We start from the raw sequence: 17,870 nt of genomic DNA on the forward strand, positions 1-17,870 counted from the left end.
GACTTTTTGACATTTCTATAAATTTCCATTATATATCGTTTCGTATTAAATCCTCATATGTTTCCCTTTTACGATTAATCTATGATTACCGTTGTTGACTAAAACAACGGCCGGTCTTGGAAGTCTATTGTAATTGCTAGCCATTGAATAGTTATAAGCCCCTGTGCTCAAAACTACCAATATATCTCCGCTTTCTACCTTAGGAAGACTAATATCTCTTATTAAAATATCTCCAGATTCGCAGCATTTGCCTGCTATTGTTACAACCTCTTCCTCAACCTCAGTTATTTTATTTGCCAAAAGAGCTAAGTATTTTGCACCATATAGGGGGGCCTTGGATTATCTGCCATTCCTCCATCAACACTTATATATTTTCTTACATCTTTAATCTCTTTAATTGCTCCTACAGTATATATAGTAAACCCTGCTTCACCGATAATCCATCTTCCTGGTTCTATATAAACAATAGGCCTTTTTAATCCTAATCTATTAAATTCCTTTATAACTGAAATATTTATTGCATCTGTAAAATAATTTATAAATTTTCTCGAGTCGTCCTCCGTATAGAATATTCCAAAGCCTCCACCTAAGTTTATTTCCTCTATCTCATAGTCTAATTCATCCTTTATTCTTTTAATGAATTCAGCTAAAACAGTAACTGCTCTTACATATACATCCTTTTGATGAAGTTGCGATCCTAAATGAAGGTGAAGGCCTTTTAGATTTAATAAGGAGCTTTCTAAAACAGATTTTACTGCCAAAAAGCTGAATCATCGAATAAAGGAAAGCCAAATTTTGAGTCCACATTCCCCGTTTTTATAAATTCATGGGTATGACCATCTATACCTGGGTTTATCCTTATTTGAACATCTATTTTTTGTTCTTATACTTTAAAATATCGTTTAAATTATCTATTTCATAAAAACTGTCAATAACTATCCTGCCAACTCCTAAGTCAACAGCCATTTCTAACTCCTTAAGGGATTTATTGTTTCCGTGAAATATAATCCTTTCCATAGGGAAGTTTGCTGCCCTTGCTGTATAAAGTTCACCCCCGGACACAACATCAAGCCCTAGACCTTGTCTTTCTATTATTCTACACATCTCTTTGTTTAAAAAGGCCTTGCTGGCATACACAGCCCTTCCACCATATTTTTCTATGTGGCTTTCTCTTATTTCATTGCATCTTCTTATTATTTCGGCTTCATCTATAACATAAAGGGGAGTTCCGTATATTTTTGCAAGTAAGACAGCATCTACCCCCGATATAGTTAATACCCCATTTTCATTTATTCCTAATGAATTGTAGCCAAACATATTATCCTCCTTTGTAATGTAATTTAGGTATAATTATACACTAAAATTGAAATTAATAAAGACTTTTTAAAAAAATTAGGCTATCCTTTTAGATAGCCTAGTATTACAAATATTTCAATGTAAATACAGGTTTTATTACACCTACAATATCTCCAACACTGTTTTTATTGTCGATAATTTTAAACTTTTTTAACTTTTCTTTTTCATCCTCATCAAGAACCTTTAGCCTTTCTAAAACCTCAACGACGACAGGATAAAGGGCTCTACTAAAGTTTCCATCTTCTATCTTTACGGCAATTCCAATATCTAAATCCTTGACACCAACGGCATAAACAGCTTCAGCGCCAAGTTTTCCGATAAGTTTTCCCTTAGTATTTTTCATAAGTTCTGTGCAAAATCCCCCTGTCCCTGCAACCATCTCTGGGAAAGTATTCATAGCTCTAAAGATATTCTCAGATGCAAATTTAATGTCATCCTCCAGATCCTTAGGATTAGAAAGCTTTGCAAAGGCTAAAGCAAGATTGTATATTGGCATTCCAAATACAGGAACAGTGCAACCCGTCAATCCCAAGGATTATCTTATCCTCGTCTATTTCGCACATCTTGGAAATAATTTCTAAAATATCCCTTTGAACAGGATGATTGGGCTTGTTATAATCTTTAATTCCATATCCCTTTGCTATGCAGCTTGCAATTATCCCTGCATGTTTTCCCGAACAGTCAGAATGAAGGGGAGTTATAGTTATATTTTCCCTTGCCTGCTTTAAGGCATATTCCCTATTTATTGAGTAACCTCCACCACATAGAAGATCCTTTTCACTTGCACCTATCTTGTTTAAAATATTTTTAACCGTTTTTATGTGAAAATCTTCCCCAAAGTGGGAGGCACACATAATTGAGATTTCATCATCCGAAAAATTAAATTTCTCATAGGCACCGCTTAGAAATACGTTGATAGCTTGAATAGGTTTTGCTGAAGACCTTATGTAAGTAACCTTAAATGGATCCCCAGCATAGGCTAAAATTTTCCCCTTTGAATTTACGACAACCACATCTCCTCTATGGATGCTCTCGATTAGCTCTCCTCGCCATACAAAAGTAAGCTCAACAGACATAATAAAACCCCCAAAATAAATTCTAATATAATTATACCATTTTTAATGAATATATTTAATTTAATTAGCCACAATTATACTGAGGTGATTTTTATGGATAAAAACCCCGACCTTTTAAATCCTATTTCCATTTTGCCCGAGGATAAATATATAAATTCCATATATGACAAAGTCTCAAGAACAATAATCCCAAAGGAGATAAACAATTTAACTAGCCTTGGTCCTATTGGTTTTTCACTAAGCAACCTTGGAAAAAGGCCCTTTGATGAAGAAATCTATAAAAGATTTTAATCCCCTTTGGGGATTTTTTATTAAATTTTAAGAAAATATTAATATTTATCTTTAAATAATTATTTTCTTTTGATATAATATGTAAAAGATTATTTTTTCGCATAATAAGTTAAATTATGCTAAAACTATTTTTTAGATATTAATAAAAGGAGGTAGAATTATGCCTAGGAGAACACAAACGATGGACGGTAATACCGCCGCCGCATACATATCCTATGCCTTTACCGAAGTTGCAGCCATTTACCCTATAACCCCATCCTCAACAATGGCAGAGCTTGTTGATGAATGGTCTGCAAACGGAAAGAAAAATATATTTGGTCAAACCGTAAAGGTTGTTGAAATGCAATCAGAAGCAGGTGCTGCAGGTGCTGTTCACGGTTCACTACAAGGTGGTGCCCTAACAACTACATATACGGCATCCCAGGGACTTTTACTTATGATTCCAAACATGTATAAAATCGCTGGAGAGCTCTTACCTGGTGTTTTCCACGTAAGCGCAAGAGCAGTTGCTGCCCATGCTCTATCTATTTTTGGTGATCATCAGGACGTTATGGCAACAAGGCAAACTGGATTTGCCCTTTTAGCATCAGCAAATCCACAGGAGGTTATAGAGCTGGGTGCAGTTGCACACCTTTCTGCGATTAAATCAAGGGTTCCTTTCCTACACTTCTTCGATGGATTTAGAACATCCCATGAAGTTAAAAGGGTTGAACTCTTAGAATATGATGAACTTTCAAAGCTCATCGACTACAATGCCCTTAATCAATTTAGGAAAAGAGCTCTAAGCCCTGAGCATCCTGTAACAAGGGGAACTGCCCAAAATCCAGATATATACTTCCAAGGAAGGGAAGTTGCAAATAAGTTCTATGAAGCAGTTCCAGACATCGTAAATCATTACATGCAGGAGATAAACAAACTTACAGGAAGAAATTACAAGCCATTTAACTACTACGGCGATCCTAATGCTGAATATATAATCGTTGCGATGGGGTCTGTTTGCGATACTGCAGAGGAAGTTGTGGACTACCTAATGGCAAAGGGACAAAAGGTTGGCCTTGTTAAGGTTCATCTTTATAGACCCTTCTCTTCTAAATACTTCTTTGAAGTTTTACCAAAAACAGTAAAGAGAATTGCTGTTCTTGATAGAACCAAAGAGCCAGGATCAGCTGGAGAACCTTTATATCTTGATGTTGTTAAGATGTTCTATGATTATACAAATAAACCTTTAATAATCGGTGGAAGATATGGACTTGGTTCAAAGGATACAACTCCTGCACAAATCATCGCTGTATTTGAAAACCTTATGAGCCAAAATCCAAAAACAACTTTACAATAGGTATTGTTGATGACGTTACACACACTTCCCTCCCTGTTGGAGAAGATATAGAAACCACTCCAAAGGGAACTATAAGCTGTAAATTCTTTGGACTTGGCTCAGACGGAACTGTTGGTGCCAACAAGCAGGCTATAAAGATTATAGGAGATCATACTAATCTTTATGTTCAAGGATACTTCTCCTACGACAGTAAAAAGTCAGGAGGAACAACTGTATCTCACTTAAGATTTGGCAAGGAACCAATAAAGGCTCCATACCTTGTTAATACTGCAGACTACATCGCATGCCACAACAAAGCCTTCATATACAATTATGACCTTTTAAAAGGCTTAAAGAAGGGCGGAACCTTCGTTCTAAACTGCCCATGGGATGTTAATGAGCTTGAAGAAAAACTTCCTGCTAAGATGAAAAAATATATTGCACAAAACAATATAAACTTCTATATAATAGATGCCATCAAAATAGCCCAAGAAATAGGCCTTGGTGGAAGAATAAACATGATTATGCAATCTGTGTTCTTTAAACTTTCTAACGTTATACCAGTAGAAGACGCCGTAAGATACTTAAAGGAATCCATTGAAAAGACCTATGGCAAAAAGGGTGCAAATATTGTTGAAATGAATAAAAAGGCAGTTGATATGGGCATTGAAAGCATAGTTAAAGTTGACGTTCCTGCATCATGGGCTGATGCTAAAGATGAAGAAATTAAAGATACAAATGAACCTGAATTTATTAGAAAGATTTTAAGGCCTATGGCAAAACTTGAAGGTGATAACCTTCCAGTTTCAACCTTTGTTGGTATGGAGGATGGAACTTATCCAAATGGTTCAACTGCTTATGAAAAGAGAGGAATTGCAGTTTTAATACCAGAATGGCAAATTGATAAATGTATTCAATGTAACCAATGCTCACTTGTATGTCCACATGCAGTAATAAGACCAATATTACTTGATGAAGAGGAAGTTAAGAGGGCACCAGAGGCCTTCAAGACTAAGCAGGCTATGGGTAAAGGCTTTGAACATTTACAGTATAGAATTCAAATTAGCCCATACGACTGCACCGGCTGTGGAAACTGCGCTGATATATGTCCAGCACCAGGCAAAGCCCTAATTATGAAGCCAGCTGAAGAACAGATGGCAAAGGAAGCTGCAAACTGGGAATTCGCAACTACAATTAAAGTTAAAGATAATTTAATGGATAAATTTACTCTTAAGGGTAGTCAGTTTGCTCAGCCTTTATTCGAATTCCATGGGGCATGTCCAGGATGCGGTGAAACACCTTATATTAAACTTATAACTCAGTTATTTGGAGATAGAATGATAATAGCAAATGCAACAGGATGTTCTTCTATATATGGAGGTAGTGCACCATCAACTCCATACACTAAGAACGCCTATGGCAAAGGACCGGCTTGGGCAAACTCACTATTTGAAGACAACGCTGAATACGGCTTTGGTATTGCAATTGCCTATGCACAAATAAGGGATAAGATTGCAGAGCTTATGCAAACTGCCCTTAAGGAAAATATAGGGGAACCATTTAAGAAGGCCTTTGAGGAATGGTTAAAAGCAAAGGACAGCGGTGAAGCATCAAAGATAGCTGCAAATATGGTTCTTCAAGCCTTTAATGAAGGATCCTTCAAGGGTAACGAAACTTTAGAGCAAATATATGAAAGAAAAGACTATCTTGTAAAACCATCTATTTGGATAATAGGTGGTGACGGATGGGCTTACGATATAGGTTTTGGCGGTCTTGATCACGTTATTGCACAGGGCGTAGATGTTAATATATTGGTTCTTGATACAGAGGTTTATTCAAATACAGGAGGTCAATCCTCAAAATCTACTCCAACAGCTGCTGTTGCTAAGTTTGCAGCTGCAGGTAAGAACATCAGGAAGAAGGACCTTGGAATGATTGCCATGAGCTACGGATACGTTTACGTTGCACAGATTGCCCTTGGTGCCAACATGAATCAAGCATTAAAGGCTATAACTGAAGCAGAAAACTACAAAGGACCATCTTTAATAATCGCCTACTCACCATGTATCAACCATGGTATCAAGACAGGCATGGGAACTACAATAAATCAATCAAAGAAGGCAGTAGAAACAGGATATTGGCATCTATATAGATTCAATCCTGAACTTAAAGAGCAGGGCAAGAATCCATTTGTCCTTGATTCTAAGGAACCAAAGGGTTCATTTAGAGACTTCTTGATGAGTGAAATAAGATATACATCCCTTATGAACACCTTCCCTGAAAGGGCAGAAGAGCTCTTTGCCATCGCAGAAAAGCATGCTAAAGAAAAATTTGAAACCTTAAAAAAACTTGCTGAAATGCAATAAAAATAGCCCCCATTTTGGGGGTTATTTTTATTTTCCTCTACATATTCCTTTGCATTTTCAACATCGATTATATCGGGAATAGGAACATTAGATTCTGCTTTGGTTTCCTTTATATTGGCCCAAGCAGCTGTATCGTGTTTTTCAACAGGCTGCCTTGTGAAAAGCGCCTTTAATTTATCCTTCCACATATCACACCCTCCTTCTTTTTTAGTATATCCTGATTTTAATTTATTTATTTCATTAGCTGACATATAGGTTAATCTTTTGTTATACTATTTGTAAAAATATAAACAATGATCTTTAAAAGGAGGGCTATCATGAACCTTGTTAAAACTATAAAAATCGATAATGCTGCTGTTGAAATAAAATTTGGAGAATATAAATATGAAGATTTGGTAATAGATATAGAAAGGGTTAGAAACTACTGCAAGGAAGGTTGTCCAAACTTTGGCGTAAATGGTGGCTGTCCTCCCTTTTCTCCAACAGCTAATCAGCTTTTAAAGGATAAAAATTTTATTTTAGTTATAGGAAAAATAAACACAACTGACTATACAAAGGATGAGTTTAAAGAAGCAGATAAAACTTTGAATAAGTTATTAAAATCGATTGGCTTGATGTTTAAAGAAAAATATGGAATTGAATTTTTGTCCCCTGAGCATTGCACAGAATGCGATGTTTGCACAATTCATGAAGGATGCAAAAAAGCGACAAAAGAACTATTTCAATAACTGGAACAGGGATTATGCTTTCGGAAACAATAGAAAATTTATTCCATGAAAAATTAGAATGGGCAAATGAAAAGCCTCCATGTAAGCTTATAAAAATTATGTGTATCATCTCCGACAACTTAACAGAAAAAATTTTAGAAGAATTTAAAAATTTAAGCATAAATAATAAATTATAAAAATATAATATACTGAAAATAATCCTTAGAGGGTAATTATGAAAAAGCTTTATCCTATTGCCTTTGCTCTTGTTTTGATTGGCGCATTAAACTGGGGACTTGTTGGCTTCTTTAAGTTCGACCTCGTTGCAGCACTCTTTGGCGGTGCAGAAGCTCTACTTTCAAGAATAATCTACGCTCTAGTTGGACTTTCTGGACTTATTGTAATCTACAAAGAACTAGTTAAAAAGTAAATGCGGGCATTGCCCGCATTTACTTTTATTACAGCCGTTATTTTAAAAGGCTGTTTATCTTGTCAACAGTTGTTTTTCCTACAATGCCATCAGCATTAAGCCTATTTGCCCTTTGAAAGGCCTTTACAGCAGCTTCAGTTGTTGGTCCAAAGGTTGTTGTAGGTGAGCTTATCTTTAAATATCCTAATCTTATTAGGGCCCTCTGTAGCTCCCTTACATCCTCTCCTATCATTCCCTTCTTTAATACTCTAGTTATCTTTAATAGTTGGTTATTTGTTGCATTCTGATTTGTGCTCCCCTAGAAACTTGAGTATTATTAACAAGTCTTGCTAAATTTAGGTTTATTCTATCTGCAGTTGTTTTTCCTACAATGCCATCAGCATTAAGCCTATTTGCCCTTTGAAAGGCCTTTACAGCAGTTTCAGTTGACGGCCCAAAAGTTATGGTAGGTGTGCTTATCTTTAAATATCCTAATTTAATTAGAGCCCTCTGTAGCTCCCTTACATCCTCTCCTATCATTCCCCTTTTAAGAACTCTATTTATTTTAAACATTCCATTATTAACCTGAGTTGTCTGGTTTTGAGTATTTGTCCCTCTTGATGCAACTTCTTCTGGCCTTACTATAAAGCTAGCTTCCTTTATGTCATCATATTCATTTTTACTAAGCTTGTCCTTTAATTTTATAATTACTTTATATTCTCCATCCTCGTTTGGAATAAAATTTATTACGTTCTTATCTGATGTTCCAGAAAGTATTATTCTTTCTCCCTTATATATTTCAAAGGTATAATCACATCCTACTAAGCTTCCATTTTCCTTTTCTATGCTTATAGTTATATTATTTTTGAAGTAGGATTATCAGGAGATAAAATAATATTTTTTATTGTTGGATATTTATATACGTTAAACTTTTTGATATTACCTCATCATATTCATTTACTGAATCAGGCGACTTTAGGTAAAGCATTGCTTCATATTCTCCATCCTTATTTGGAGTAAACGTAAATTGAGCTTCCGAACTTGCTACCACTTCATCTGAATATTTTATTTCTACCTTTTTCAAAAGTGTATCTTCTATTCCCTTAAATGTAAATTCTATCGAATCCCCTAGAAGTATTTTATCCCTCGATAAAACTAAATCTTTTTCAGGCATTCCAAAGGCTTTAATTTTATTATTTTCATATACTTCATAATAACTTAAAAGGGACTGTAATATTTTTGTGCTATGCTCTCTTGGTAAATCGGATCAATTAGCTTTTGCCTATCATCTGGATTTGTAATAAATCCAAGTTCCAAAAGGACAGAGGGTGATGTAGTATTTCTTGTAACGTAAAGATTACTATCCTTTGCACCTCTGTATTTAAACCCTAGTGAAGCTAAGTTATTAACAATTATCTCGGCTATACTTTTGCTCTCCAGCGCCTGCCATGGATTTGGACTATATACGATTTTAACCTTATTTTTCTCAACTTTTACTTCTTTACCATCAACTAATATGTATACATAATCAATATCGTTTTCCCTTGATTCCATTAAACATTCATATTTATTACCTTCATATTCAGCGTATTTATATACTATCTTAACCTTAGTCTTTTCAACTTTTACTTCTTTGTCACCCATTAGCATATAGACATAATTAATATTATTTTCACTCGATTCCCTTAAAACTGGATATTTGTTTCCACCGTAATCTGCATATTTACTGTTTAATATATTAGGTCTTACTAAACTATAATATGTTTCTACTCCATTGGCAGCAGATGATGTGCTGGCGTTATTGTGGATACTTATAAATAAATCTGGATTTATGCTGTTTGATATGTTAACTCTATCTGCTAATGTAATATAAATATCCTTTTCAGGTTCCCTTGTAAAAATTACCTCTGCACCCTCAGCCTTTAAAAGGTCTGCAAGTTTTCTTGCCACAGAATTGTTTATGTCCTTTTCTCTAACTTGTCCAGATACAGCCCCGGGTCGCTTCCTCCATGCCCAGGGTCAATAACTATCCTTTTTCCAGATAATACACCAGCAAAGACTGTATTTATATTAAAGCTAAGAAATATAAGCCCAGCAACAATTTTTTTCAAAATTTTCAACAGAATCCCCCAAGATTCAGTTTTCAGCATTTCTCAATTCATTTAGACTAATTTTTTAGTTTAGTTAAATTATACACTATAAATAGGCAGACATCAATAAAAAAGGCAGCATTTTAAGCTGCCCTAAGCTTTACTCTTTACGCCCAAATTACCCTCATAAGTTCAGGATAATCCGATTCTACTAATCTCATCATACCGATTAATTGTGTCATAACTACATGGGGATTGAAATTATCGCTAAAAACTGCGTGGGTTTCGATTCGTATCGTATCCTTATCAAGAATGTATTTATAGTAAGTATATTTTTTATTAAGCTCATTTAATAATTCATATATATAATTTTTTCTTGCTGGATTTATCGCTGAAACAAAATCAAGTCCATATATGCTTACTATACCATCATCTTCGCCAAAAATAATTACCATCCTAAGTTTTAATCCTGAATTAAGACTTTGAACGGTTTCTACTATTGTTTCACCGTTATCCCCTTCGAAAAATTCAAGTTCAATATTTTGTGAACGCAAAAAGTTTCTAAATTCTTGAGCATTTTTAGTTAGCATTTTAAAACCTCCCTTAAAAATAATATGCCCTTTGCCGAATATAACCTAGTTAGAACTGGCAAAGGGCAAACTAACTAATTATATTCGAATATATTTTTATTAGCTTTATATAATATTCTACAGAAATTTAATAAATCCTGCTAAGTTATTCCTCCATTTTATATATAATTTTTGAATCTATACTTTTTATATCTTTGCATCCTGTTAAAATCATTGCTGATTTTAATTCATTTGCTAATTTATCTATATATAGTTTAACTCCTTCCCTTCCTCCTCCAAAGGATGCGGTAACAAATGGTCTTCCGATAAGAACTGCATCGGCACCAAGGGCAAGCATCTTAAGAACATCCACTCCTGTTCTTACTCCGCCATCAGCAAGTATCGTGATCTTTCCCTTAACTTCCTTCGCTATCTTAGGAAGAACCTCTGCAACACCTGGAGTATGATCCAAAACTCTTCCACCGTGATTTGAAACAACTATTGCTGCTGCACCAGCTTCAACCGCAAGTTGTGCATCTTCAACCGTCATAATTCCCTTTAATATAAAAGGCAGTTTTGTGCTATTTACAAGCTCCTTTATCTCCTCTAATGTCTTTGGTCCAACTGGCTTTCCATGAAGGGCAAGGGTTATAAGCCCTGCTGCATCTATATCAACTCCAACGGCAAAAACACCTGCTTCTTCTGCCATTTTAATCTTTTGCATTACATTTTTATTCTCCCAAGGCTTTATGATTGCAATTCCTTCACCGCCAGCTTTTTTAAGCTCCTCAAGATTTGTAGGCAAAAAGGCATCAACTGCAGTGTCACCAACCATTGGGTATATTCCTGCATCAAGGCATCCGCCTATTACCCAGGAAATATATTCCCTTTCGGTAAACTTTCCTCCCATATTAAGGGTTGTTCCTGAAACCGGTGCTGCAAGAACAGGAATTCTTAGCTTTTTACCAAATAGTTCAACGGATGTATCAGGATCCTTTGCATCGTGTATAAGCCTCATGTTTAACTTTACCTTTTTAAGGCTTTCATAATTTTCTATAAATGCAGAACCCGTTAAACTTCCACCCATACCTGGAACTTCTCCTGCACAGGCAATCCCGTTGCATTCTCTACATACTCTGCAGCTTCCATTTAAGTTTTCCCTTGCATTTTTTAAAAGTTCTTTATAATCCATATTGATCCCCCTTATAAGTTAATTTAAACTGTATTCTTCTAGAATATTTCCATTTTCTAAATTGATAAACTTTATTTTACCATCTTCAATTTTTACACAGCTTGGTTTACCATCTCCCTTTGGAACTCCTATGCTCCCTGGATTTATATATGTAACACCATCTATTTTTTCATATTTTCTTACATGAGTATGGCCTGTTATTACTAAATTTGCCTTATAAAATTTTGCTATTGATTTTAATTTTGCCTCATCAAAATCATGCCCGTGAAGCACAATTATCCTTAAACCATCCTTCTCGTAAAATACAACAGGAGAAAAACTGGAACATTAAGAACCATTCCATCGACTTCAGCATCGCAGTTTCCCTTGGCTATAATTACGGGAATTTCAGAGTTGTTTATTTTATCTGCAAGCTCTATTGGATTATAACCTTCAAGGATAGGATTCCTTGGCCCATGATATAAAATATCGCCAGCACAAAGAATAACTTCACAATCCTTTAAAATTTCTAATGCCATATCAAATTTTTTGGATATCCATGAAGATCGCTTATAACCCCAATTTTCATTCTATCACTCTCCCTTTACCTTGCTCATAACAATTATATTATAATACCTTCCATTTTTATAATACCTATCCCTTAAGATTCCTTCAACCTTAAACCCAAATTTTTTATATAAATTAACTGCTGCTTCATTTTCCTCAACAACGTTTAAATAAACAAGGTGCATATTCATATCTTCATATATAAATTTGAGAACCGTCCCTAATGCATCTTTGCCATAACCCCTACCTCTGTAATTTTTATCATATATTACAATCCCAATCTCGCAGTTTCTGTATTCCCATTTAATCTTATCTATAACAACCAAACCAATAGGTTTTCTATCTTCGTTATCAATTATAAATATCCTTTTGTTATATTCCTCGCCCTCTAAAGTAAAGTTATCACAATAGCGTTTTGATAAGGGATATACTATATCCAAAAAGCATTAGTCTCCCTATCGTTAAGCCAAGCAGAAAGTATCCTTGCATCCTCCATCTCTATAGCTCTTATAAAGGTCTTGCTGCCTTTTAACATATTATCACCTCAAGAAGATTATAGCAGAACTTAAGCTTTCGTGCCAGGTAATAAAAAAGAGGATAGAAAAATCACTATCCTCTTTAATAATTTGTTTTTGGTTTTATGTCCTAACAACTTATTTGTAGTCAACACTCTACTTTATCTTAACAGTGTTATAACTTTATTCTGCTATCTTTACATTTGCAGTTATCTTGGTCTAATTTTTTTCTAAAAAACCTTTAAAAATGTTTCCATAATCTTTTCTTTATTTTTGTTCATACTACCTTGAATATCATGCAATACTATATCTGTTGCATTTATTCCTGTGCACCAATTAGTTATAATACCTATTGCTGAATAACACATTCCCAATTCCTTTGCTAATACCACTTCTGGGACATTTGTCATTCCTACTACATCTCCACCTAGTTTTTTATACATTTTTATTTCTGCCTTTGTTTCAAATCTTGGACCCTCTGTGCATACATATACAGCTTCTCCCTTAACCTTTAAGCCAACTTCCCTTGAAGCTTCATAAAACTTTTTGATAAGATTTGGACAATAAGGATTGTCCATACTCGTATGTACTACCCCATCTTTCCCACCTTCATAAAATGTTAAAGGTCTACTTTTAGTAAAATCAATAAAGTCAGTCAAAATAACTACATCACCAGGTTGATAATTTTCATTGCAGGATCCTACTGCTGCAGTAGCATAAATATATTTAATACCAAGCATTTCAAGTGCCTTTAAATTTGCGCGGTAATTTATAAGATGTGGAGGAACCGTATGGCCCTTACCATGTCTTGCTAAAAAGACAATTTCTTCTCCATTAATATTTACAACATCTACCACTACTTCTCCATATTTCGTATTTATAGTTTTTGAATAGCAATTTGAGTATAAATCATAGACACCTGTCCCACCTATTATAGCTTTTTTCATAGGTTCTCCTCCTACCAACCCATACTTTTTAAAATACATATTATATGTTCCATTACTATAATTCTAATCTCTTGTGCAGTTCTAGAAATACTTTTCTTTCAAATCCCCACAAATTCCCTCCCTAAATTCGTTTAAGTATCGTTATTTATTTTCTAAGAACAATATAAATTTACCATTATCAGTTGTCAATTATATTATTTAAGTTTTTTATTCAAATCTAAATAAAAAGGCAGGTTTTACCCTGCCTTAGTATTACTTTCTCTTTAAATACATATAAATCGGAATACCAATAAGCGTTACTCCAAGACCTAATAGTGCTCTATTTGTGCTTGTTGTTATTGTGCTAATTAGTATAAAGAGTCCACCTGCAATTCCTATAAACGGAACTATTGGATAAAGTGGAACTGTATATGGCCTCTTTAGGTGCTTAAATTTATTTCTTAAAACAAATACACCAGCAACAGCCATAGTAAAGAATATCCACAGAACAAATACAACAAGATCAGTTAGTGTATCGAAGGATCCTGTCATTATATATATAGTTCCTACTACAAAAATGTAGATTATTGAATTTATTGGTGTTCCTGATTTTGGGCTTAATTTTGAAAAAATCCTTTAAATGGGAGTAACCCTTCCTCTGCCATTGCATATGGAACTCTTGAAGCAGTTAAGATGTAGCCGTTTAAAGCCCCAAATATTGAAACTAAAATTCCAAGGGATATAAAGGATGCACCAAAGTTTCCAAACATAACAACTGCTGCATCTGATGCTGCCTTCTTTGATGCTATAACTTGGTTAAATGGTAATACATTTAATACTGCAAGATTAACTGAAAGGTATGCAACTAACACAAGTCCAAGCCCGATTATTATAGCCTTTGGAAGATCCTTTGCTGGATTTTTAAGCTCTCCTGCTATATTACCAACATTTATCCATCCATCATATGCCCATAAAGTTCCTAAAACTGCAAGTCCAAATCCTCCTGCTGTGCTCTCTTGAGCTACAATAGGAGTAAAACCATGGGCTGTCCCCTTTATAAGCCCAAAAATAGCTATAACAAATATAGGAATGAGCTTTCCTATTGTTGCTACAGTTTGAATTTTTCCACCGAATTTAGTTGAAATAATATTTGCTACAGATAGGAAAAATAAAACAAAAATCGCTAAGAGTTTTTGTTGCATTTCTGTCATTGGAATAAATGTCGTTGCCTGAATAGAAAAGATTATCGCAAGGGCAGCAACTGAACCTGGAAAATACACAGCAATTTGAACCCATCCTAATAGGAATGCTGCAAGGTCTCCATATAATTCTTTAAGGTAAGCATATAGCCCTCCTGTTTTTGGAATTGCTGCTGCAATTTCTGCAACGTAAGTCCTGCAGCTATTGTAATAATTCCTCCAACAACCCAAGCTAATATTCCAAGGCCTGGTGCACCAGCATTTTTAGCAACTATTGCTGGCTTAAAAAATATACCTGATCCTATAACGACACCAATTACTATTGCTATTGCCTCTAAAAGACCAAGCTCCTTTTTAGGGTTTCCTTTTCTTCGTAGGTTTCTAGTTTTCTAGCCTCCATTATATCATCCTTTCCAGTAGTTTTTCTATTGCAGCAACGTCTTTTTCATCTACTACTTCAACCCCATTTTTCAAAAGAAGCTCTACTGTTATCCCATTACCCTCCTTCAATTTATTAGAAAAGGTTCCATCATAAACATAGCCTTTTCCACAGGATGGGCTTTTAGATTTTAAAATAGCTGCCTTGCAGTTTAAAGCCTTTGCTATATTTAAAGTTTCATAGGCTCCCTTAATAAAAATTTAGTTACATCCTCACCCTTGATATTAACAACTTGTCCTTTACCTTCCAATACATCCTTTGCACTTCCTATGATTTCAGAAGGAAGCCTTGGAGTAGTCATCCCCCAAGCTGTTCTGGACATATAGGGATTAATTTGCCTTCTTCTAACTTTTGATACAAAAATTCATTGAAGTTATTTCCACCATCATACTTACAATTTACTCCACAAAGACAAGCACTTACCAAAATCATTTATATCACCCTCAAAAGTCGCACAAGTATAAATTATATAGTAAAATCTGAATTTAGTAAACTATTGTTAAAAGTTTATTTAAGTTCAACAATTGTAACCCCACTTCCGCCTTCACTAAAATCACCCAGCCTAAAACTTTTTACATGGCTGTGACTTCTTAGGGCCCTTTGTATTCCTTCCCTTAAGGCACCTGTCCCTTTACCGTGGATTATAGTAACCTTAGTAAGACCGGATAAAAAAGCATCATCAAGATATTTATCAAGATTATAAAGTGCTTCATCTATTGTCTGTCCCCTTAAATCGATGCTTGTTGAAATATTTTCTGCCTTTTCCTTTATAATCTTTGTTGTTCCTAATTTTTGAGCCTGTTTCTTACCCTTTTCTTCTATGAATAATTTATCAAGTGGAACACTCATCTTCATAACCCCAATTTGAACTAAAACTTCACCCTTGGCATCTGGAAGCGAAAGAACCGTCCCCTTTGCAGAAACTGTTGAAACATACACTTCATCTCCGACCTTTATATCCCTTGCCTCTATCATTCCATCCTTTACGATTACTTCTTCCTCTTTGCTTGACATTGCATCGAGTTTATTTTTCAATTTCTTCCTTGCCTCTTCTGCTTCCCTTATGCTTTCCGCCTCAAGAGCTCTTTTTCTAAGTTCGTTAAGCTCCTTTAAAATGGCATCCGCCTCTTCCTTTGCCTGCCTTATAATCCTTCTTGCCTCTTCCTGTGCCTTTTTTATTTCCTTATCCCTTTGGCTCTCAAGCTTATATTTTTCTCTGAGTATTCCTTTTTAAGCTCAAGGTTTTCTCTCTTAATCTTTTGAACCTCATCGATTTCCCTTTCAAGAAGCAAAGTCTTATTTTGAAGGGATTGAATTACATCCTCAAACTTTGCAACATCCTTTGATATAAACTCCTTTGCCCTGTTTATTATGTCCTCGTCAAGCCCAAGCCTTTTTGAAATTTCAAAGGCGTTGGACTTTCCGGGAATTCCAATTAAAAGCCTATAGGTCGGCCTTAGGGTTTCCACATCGAATTCAACGCTGGCGTTTTCAAACCCTTCCTTTTCCATAGCAAATACTTTAATTTCGCTGTAATGGGTAGTTGCAACCAATTTAGCACCCTTTTTATAAAAATATTCCAACAAAGACATCGCAAGGGCTGCACCTTCGCTTGGATCCGTTCCTGCCCCAAGCTCATCAACAAGAATTAGAGACTTTTCATCAGCTTCTTTAACTATGTTTATAATATTTTTCATATGGGATGAAAAGGTTGAAAGACTCTGTTCTATACTCTGTTCATCCCCGATATCCGCAAAGACCTTGTTAAAAACAGAAACCGTAGAACCATCGGAACATGGGATTGCAAGACCTGCCATTGCCATCAACGTTAAAAGGCCTGTGGTCTTTAATGTAACCGTCTTACCTCCTGTGTTAGGTCCTGTTATAACAAGGGCGTTGTAATTTTGCCCAAGTCTTATATCAATAGGAACAACCTTTTCCTTGTCTATAAGGGGATGCTTTGCCCTTTTCATGTTGATAATCCCCTTATCGTTTACCTCAGGAATTGAAGCATCAAGATCGAGTCCAAACTTTGCCTTTGCCATCAAAAAGTCTAAATAGGCTATGTTTTCATTGTCGTGCAAAAGCTCCTCAGAATTTTTAGCTACCTTTTCTGAGAGCTCCTTTAAGATTCTTTCTATTTCTGCCTTTTCTTTAAGTTCTAATTCTCTAATTTCGTTATTTAGCTCAACTATAGGCATGGGTTCTATAAATAAAGTTGAACCGCTGGCCGATTGGTCATGAACAAGCCCTGCGACGCTTCCCTTGAATTCAGATTTTACAGGAATTACATATCTTCCGTTTCGCATTGTAATAATTGGCTCTTGAAGATATTTTGAAAGGGAGTGAAGCATCGATTGAAGTTTTTCCTTTACCCTTTGGTTTTTATCCTTTATTGCCCTTCTAATGCTATATAGCTTTTCACTTGCCCTATCATCTATTTCCTCTTCGCTTACAATTGCCCTTTCAATGTCCTCCTCAAGGCTTTTAATATAAAATAAGGATTCTATAATTTCATTTATTATTGGGTAATTTTCCTTTTTAGCACCATCGGCAAAAATGATTTTAATCTTTTAGTCACTCTTAAGATATCAGAAACCCTTAAAAGCTCTGAAGGGGTTAATGTAAATCCCATTTTTGCCCTTTTACCGAATCCTCTATGTCCTTAACTCCTTCCAATGGAAGACTTCCCCACTTTAAAACAACATCATAGGCTTCCTTTGTTTCCCTTAACCTATCTTCAACCTCTAAAAGATTTGATGTTGGTAAAAGCTCCTCACACATTTTTCGCCCTTTGCTTGAAAGTGCCCTCTTAGATAACATTTCAATTATTTTGTTATATTCTAAAACCCTAAACGTTTTTTCGTTCATCTA

At 35.1% G+C, this 17,870-nt stretch carries 17 protein-coding genes and 7 pseudogenes; 5 read left to right on the forward strand and 19 right to left on the reverse strand.

What is annotated here, in order from left to right; all coding sequences use genetic code 11:
* Window positions 1-28: 28 nt before the first annotated feature.
* The 3 genes and pseudogenes from lysA to PWK10_RS10100 form a co-directional block, all read right to left on the reverse strand.
* Window positions 29-1,317: pseudogene (gene lysA / locus PWK10_RS10090) on the reverse strand (diaminopimelate decarboxylase).
* Window positions 1,318-1,420: 103 nt separating this feature from the next.
* Entirely contained in the window at window positions 1,421-1,852 is a 432-nt protein-coding gene (locus tag PWK10_RS10095; RefSeq protein WP_274765955.1) for an asparaginase, read from the reverse strand.
* On the reverse strand, window positions 1,809-2,432 hold the full coding sequence (locus PWK10_RS10100; protein WP_274765956.1) for an asparaginase: 624 nt from the start codon (window positions 2,430-2,432) through the stop codon (window positions 1,809-1,811). The genes PWK10_RS10095 and PWK10_RS10100 overlap by 44 nt, the downstream gene beginning before the upstream one ends.
* Window positions 2,433-2,525: 93 nt before the next feature.
* On the opposite strand from PWK10_RS10100, the gene PWK10_RS10105 reads away from it, so the two are divergent.
* Both PWK10_RS10105 and nifJ read left to right on the forward strand, forming a co-directional pair.
* On the forward strand, window positions 2,526-2,723 hold the full coding sequence (locus PWK10_RS10105) for a hypothetical protein (protein WP_008907927.1): 198 nt from the start codon (window positions 2,526-2,528) through the stop codon (window positions 2,721-2,723).
* Window positions 2,724-2,883: 160 nt separating this feature from the next.
* A pseudogene (gene nifJ / locus PWK10_RS10110) lies at window positions 2,884-6,404 on the forward strand (pyruvate:ferredoxin (flavodoxin) oxidoreductase).
* A gap of 26 nt (window positions 6,405-6,430) precedes the next feature.
* Here nifJ and PWK10_RS10115 read toward each other — a convergent pair.
* Window positions 6,431-6,592 (reverse strand): annotated as a pseudogene (locus PWK10_RS10115) (CDIF630_02480 family spore surface protein); the annotation flags it as partial.
* A 129-nt stretch (window positions 6,593-6,721) separates the two neighbouring features.
* Here PWK10_RS10115 and PWK10_RS10120 point away from each other — a divergent pair.
* Genes PWK10_RS10120 through PWK10_RS10130 form a run of 3 tightly spaced genes read left to right on the forward strand, consistent with a single transcriptional unit; the run spans window position 6,722 to window position 7,541 of the window.
* Window positions 6,722-7,132 (forward strand): DUF2284 domain-containing protein, encoded by a 411-nt coding sequence (locus tag PWK10_RS10120; protein WP_274765957.1) that lies wholly within the window; start codon window positions 6,722-6,724, stop codon window positions 7,130-7,132.
* Window positions 7,099-7,308, forward strand: a complete 210-nt coding sequence (locus PWK10_RS10125) for a hypothetical protein (protein ID WP_274765958.1) — start codon at window positions 7,099-7,101, stop codon at window positions 7,306-7,308. The genes PWK10_RS10120 and PWK10_RS10125 overlap by 34 nt, the downstream gene beginning before the upstream one ends.
* A 38-nt stretch (window positions 7,309-7,346) precedes the next feature.
* Window positions 7,347-7,541 (forward strand): DUF378 domain-containing protein, encoded by a 195-nt coding sequence (locus PWK10_RS10130; RefSeq protein ID WP_008907923.1) that lies wholly within the window; start codon window positions 7,347-7,349, stop codon window positions 7,539-7,541.
* Window positions 7,542-7,578: 37 nt separating this feature from the next.
* Here PWK10_RS10130 and PWK10_RS10135 read toward each other — a convergent pair whose 3' ends face one another.
* The 15 genes and pseudogenes from PWK10_RS10135 to PWK10_RS10200 all read right to left on the reverse strand — a co-directional run bounded on the left by PWK10_RS10135 (window position 7,579) and on the right by PWK10_RS10200 (window position 17,867).
* Window positions 7,579-7,773: a peptidoglycan-binding domain-containing protein gene (locus PWK10_RS10135; RefSeq protein WP_274765959.1), complete on the reverse strand. Its 195-nt coding sequence runs from the start codon at window positions 7,771-7,773 to the stop codon at window positions 7,579-7,581.
* Window positions 7,774-7,799: 26 nt separating this feature from the next.
* Complete coding sequence (locus tag PWK10_RS10140) at window positions 7,800-8,093, reverse strand: peptidoglycan-binding domain-containing protein (protein WP_274765960.1); 294 nt, start codon at window positions 8,091-8,093, stop codon at window positions 7,800-7,802.
* Between the two features lie 78 nt (window positions 8,094-8,171).
* A pseudogene (locus PWK10_RS19855) lies at window positions 8,172-8,378 on the reverse strand (triple tyrosine motif-containing protein); the annotation flags it as partial.
* Between the two features lie 43 nt (window positions 8,379-8,421).
* Complete coding sequence (locus PWK10_RS10145) at window positions 8,422-8,694, reverse strand: triple tyrosine motif-containing protein (RefSeq protein ID WP_274765961.1); 273 nt, start codon at window positions 8,692-8,694, stop codon at window positions 8,422-8,424.
* Window positions 8,695-8,738: 44 nt separating this feature from the next.
* Window positions 8,739-9,470 (reverse strand): N-acetylmuramoyl-L-alanine amidase family protein, encoded by a 732-nt coding sequence (locus PWK10_RS10150; protein WP_274765962.1) that lies wholly within the window; start codon window positions 9,468-9,470, stop codon window positions 8,739-8,741.
* 8 nt (window positions 9,471-9,478) lie between these two features.
* Window positions 9,479-9,631 carry a hypothetical protein gene (locus tag PWK10_RS10155; protein ID WP_274765963.1) on the reverse strand — a complete coding sequence of 51 codons (153 nt, stop codon included), beginning with the start codon at window positions 9,629-9,631 and terminating at the stop codon, window positions 9,479-9,481.
* 146 nt (window positions 9,632-9,777) lie between these two features.
* Complete coding sequence (locus tag PWK10_RS10160) at window positions 9,778-10,200, reverse strand: YbjN domain-containing protein (protein ID WP_274765964.1); 423 nt, start codon at window positions 10,198-10,200, stop codon at window positions 9,778-9,780.
* A gap of 145 nt (window positions 10,201-10,345) precedes the next feature.
* Window positions 10,346-11,371: an alpha-hydroxy-acid oxidizing protein gene (locus PWK10_RS10165; protein WP_274765965.1), complete on the reverse strand. Its 1,026-nt coding sequence runs from the start codon at window positions 11,369-11,371 to the stop codon at window positions 10,346-10,348.
* 18 nt (window positions 11,372-11,389) lie between these two features.
* The gene (locus PWK10_RS10170) at window positions 11,390-11,644 is read right to left on the reverse strand and encodes a metallophosphoesterase family protein (RefSeq protein WP_274765967.1); all 255 of its coding nucleotides are present in this window, start codon (window positions 11,642-11,644) and stop codon (window positions 11,390-11,392) included.
* Between the two features lie 8 nt (window positions 11,645-11,652).
* Window positions 11,653-11,889: a metallophosphoesterase gene (locus PWK10_RS10175; protein WP_274765968.1), complete on the reverse strand. Its 237-nt coding sequence runs from the start codon at window positions 11,887-11,889 to the stop codon at window positions 11,653-11,655.
* Window positions 11,890-11,943: 54 nt separating this feature from the next.
* Window positions 11,944-12,357, reverse strand: coding sequence for a GNAT family N-acetyltransferase (locus tag PWK10_RS10180; RefSeq protein ID WP_274765969.1), 414 nt, complete (start codon window positions 12,355-12,357; stop codon window positions 11,944-11,946).
* A 305-nt stretch (window positions 12,358-12,662) separates the two neighbouring features.
* A complete protein-coding gene (locus PWK10_RS10185; RefSeq protein WP_274765970.1) occupies window positions 12,663-13,379 on the reverse strand; it encodes an S-methyl-5'-thioinosine phosphorylase in 717 nt (238 codons plus the stop codon).
* A gap of 252 nt (window positions 13,380-13,631) precedes the next feature.
* Window positions 13,632-14,886: pseudogene (locus PWK10_RS10190) on the reverse strand (amino acid permease).
* 70 nt (window positions 14,887-14,956) lie between these two features.
* Window positions 14,957-15,428: pseudogene (locus PWK10_RS10195) on the reverse strand (DUF523 domain-containing protein).
* Window positions 15,429-15,503: 75 nt separating this feature from the next.
* Window positions 15,504-17,867: pseudogene (locus tag PWK10_RS10200) on the reverse strand (endonuclease MutS2).
* Window positions 17,868-17,870 lie beyond the last annotated feature (3 nt).

This window comes from Caloramator sp. Dgby_cultured_2, from assembly GCF_028872215.1.
GTDB lineage: Bacteria > Bacillota > Clostridia > Clostridiales > Caloramatoraceae > Caloramator > Caloramator australicus.

Excerpts from the sequence above, each read along its gene's own strand:
- PWK10_RS10140 (WP_274765960.1), bottom strand. The coding sequence starts at position 8,093 with ATGTTTAAAATAAATAGAGTTCTTAAAAGGGGAATGATAGGAGAGGAT.
- PWK10_RS10100 (WP_274765956.1), bottom strand. The coding sequence starts at position 2,432 with ATGTCTGTTGAGCTTACTTTTGTATGGCGAGGAGAGCTAATCGAGAGC.
- PWK10_RS10105 (WP_008907927.1), top strand. The coding sequence starts at position 2,526 with ATGGATAAAAACCCCGACCTTTTAAATCCTATTTCCATTTTGCCCGAG.
- PWK10_RS10160 (WP_274765964.1), bottom strand. The coding sequence starts at position 10,200 with ATGCTAACTAAAAATGCTCAAGAATTTAGAAACTTTTTGCGTTCACAA.
- PWK10_RS10135 (WP_274765959.1), bottom strand. The coding sequence starts at position 7,773 with ATGATAGGAGAGGATGTAAGGGAGCTACAGAGGGCCCTAATAAGATTA.
- PWK10_RS10185 (WP_274765970.1), bottom strand. The coding sequence starts at position 13,379 with ATGAAAAAAGCTATAATAGGTGGGACAGGTGTCTATGATTTATACTCA.
- PWK10_RS10165 (WP_274765965.1), bottom strand. The coding sequence starts at position 11,371 with ATGGATTATAAAGAACTTTTAAAAAATGCAAGGGAAAACTTAAATGGA.
- PWK10_RS10120 (WP_274765957.1), top strand. The coding sequence starts at position 6,722 with ATGAACCTTGTTAAAACTATAAAAATCGATAATGCTGCTGTTGAAATA.
- PWK10_RS10145 (WP_274765961.1), bottom strand. The coding sequence starts at position 8,694 with ATGCCTGAAAAAGATTTAGTTTTATCGAGGGATAAAATACTTCTAGGG.
- PWK10_RS10125 (WP_274765958.1), top strand. The coding sequence starts at position 7,099 with ATGCAAAAAAGCGACAAAAGAACTATTTCAATAACTGGAACAGGGATT.
- PWK10_RS10175 (WP_274765968.1), bottom strand. The coding sequence starts at position 11,889 with ATGGCATTAGAAATTTTAAAGGATTGTGAAGTTATTCTTTGTGCTGGC.
- PWK10_RS10130 (WP_008907923.1), top strand. The coding sequence starts at position 7,347 with ATGAAAAAGCTTTATCCTATTGCCTTTGCTCTTGTTTTGATTGGCGCA.
- PWK10_RS10095 (WP_274765955.1), bottom strand. The coding sequence starts at position 1,852 with ATGCCAATATACAATCTTGCTTTAGCCTTTGCAAAGCTTTCTAATCCT.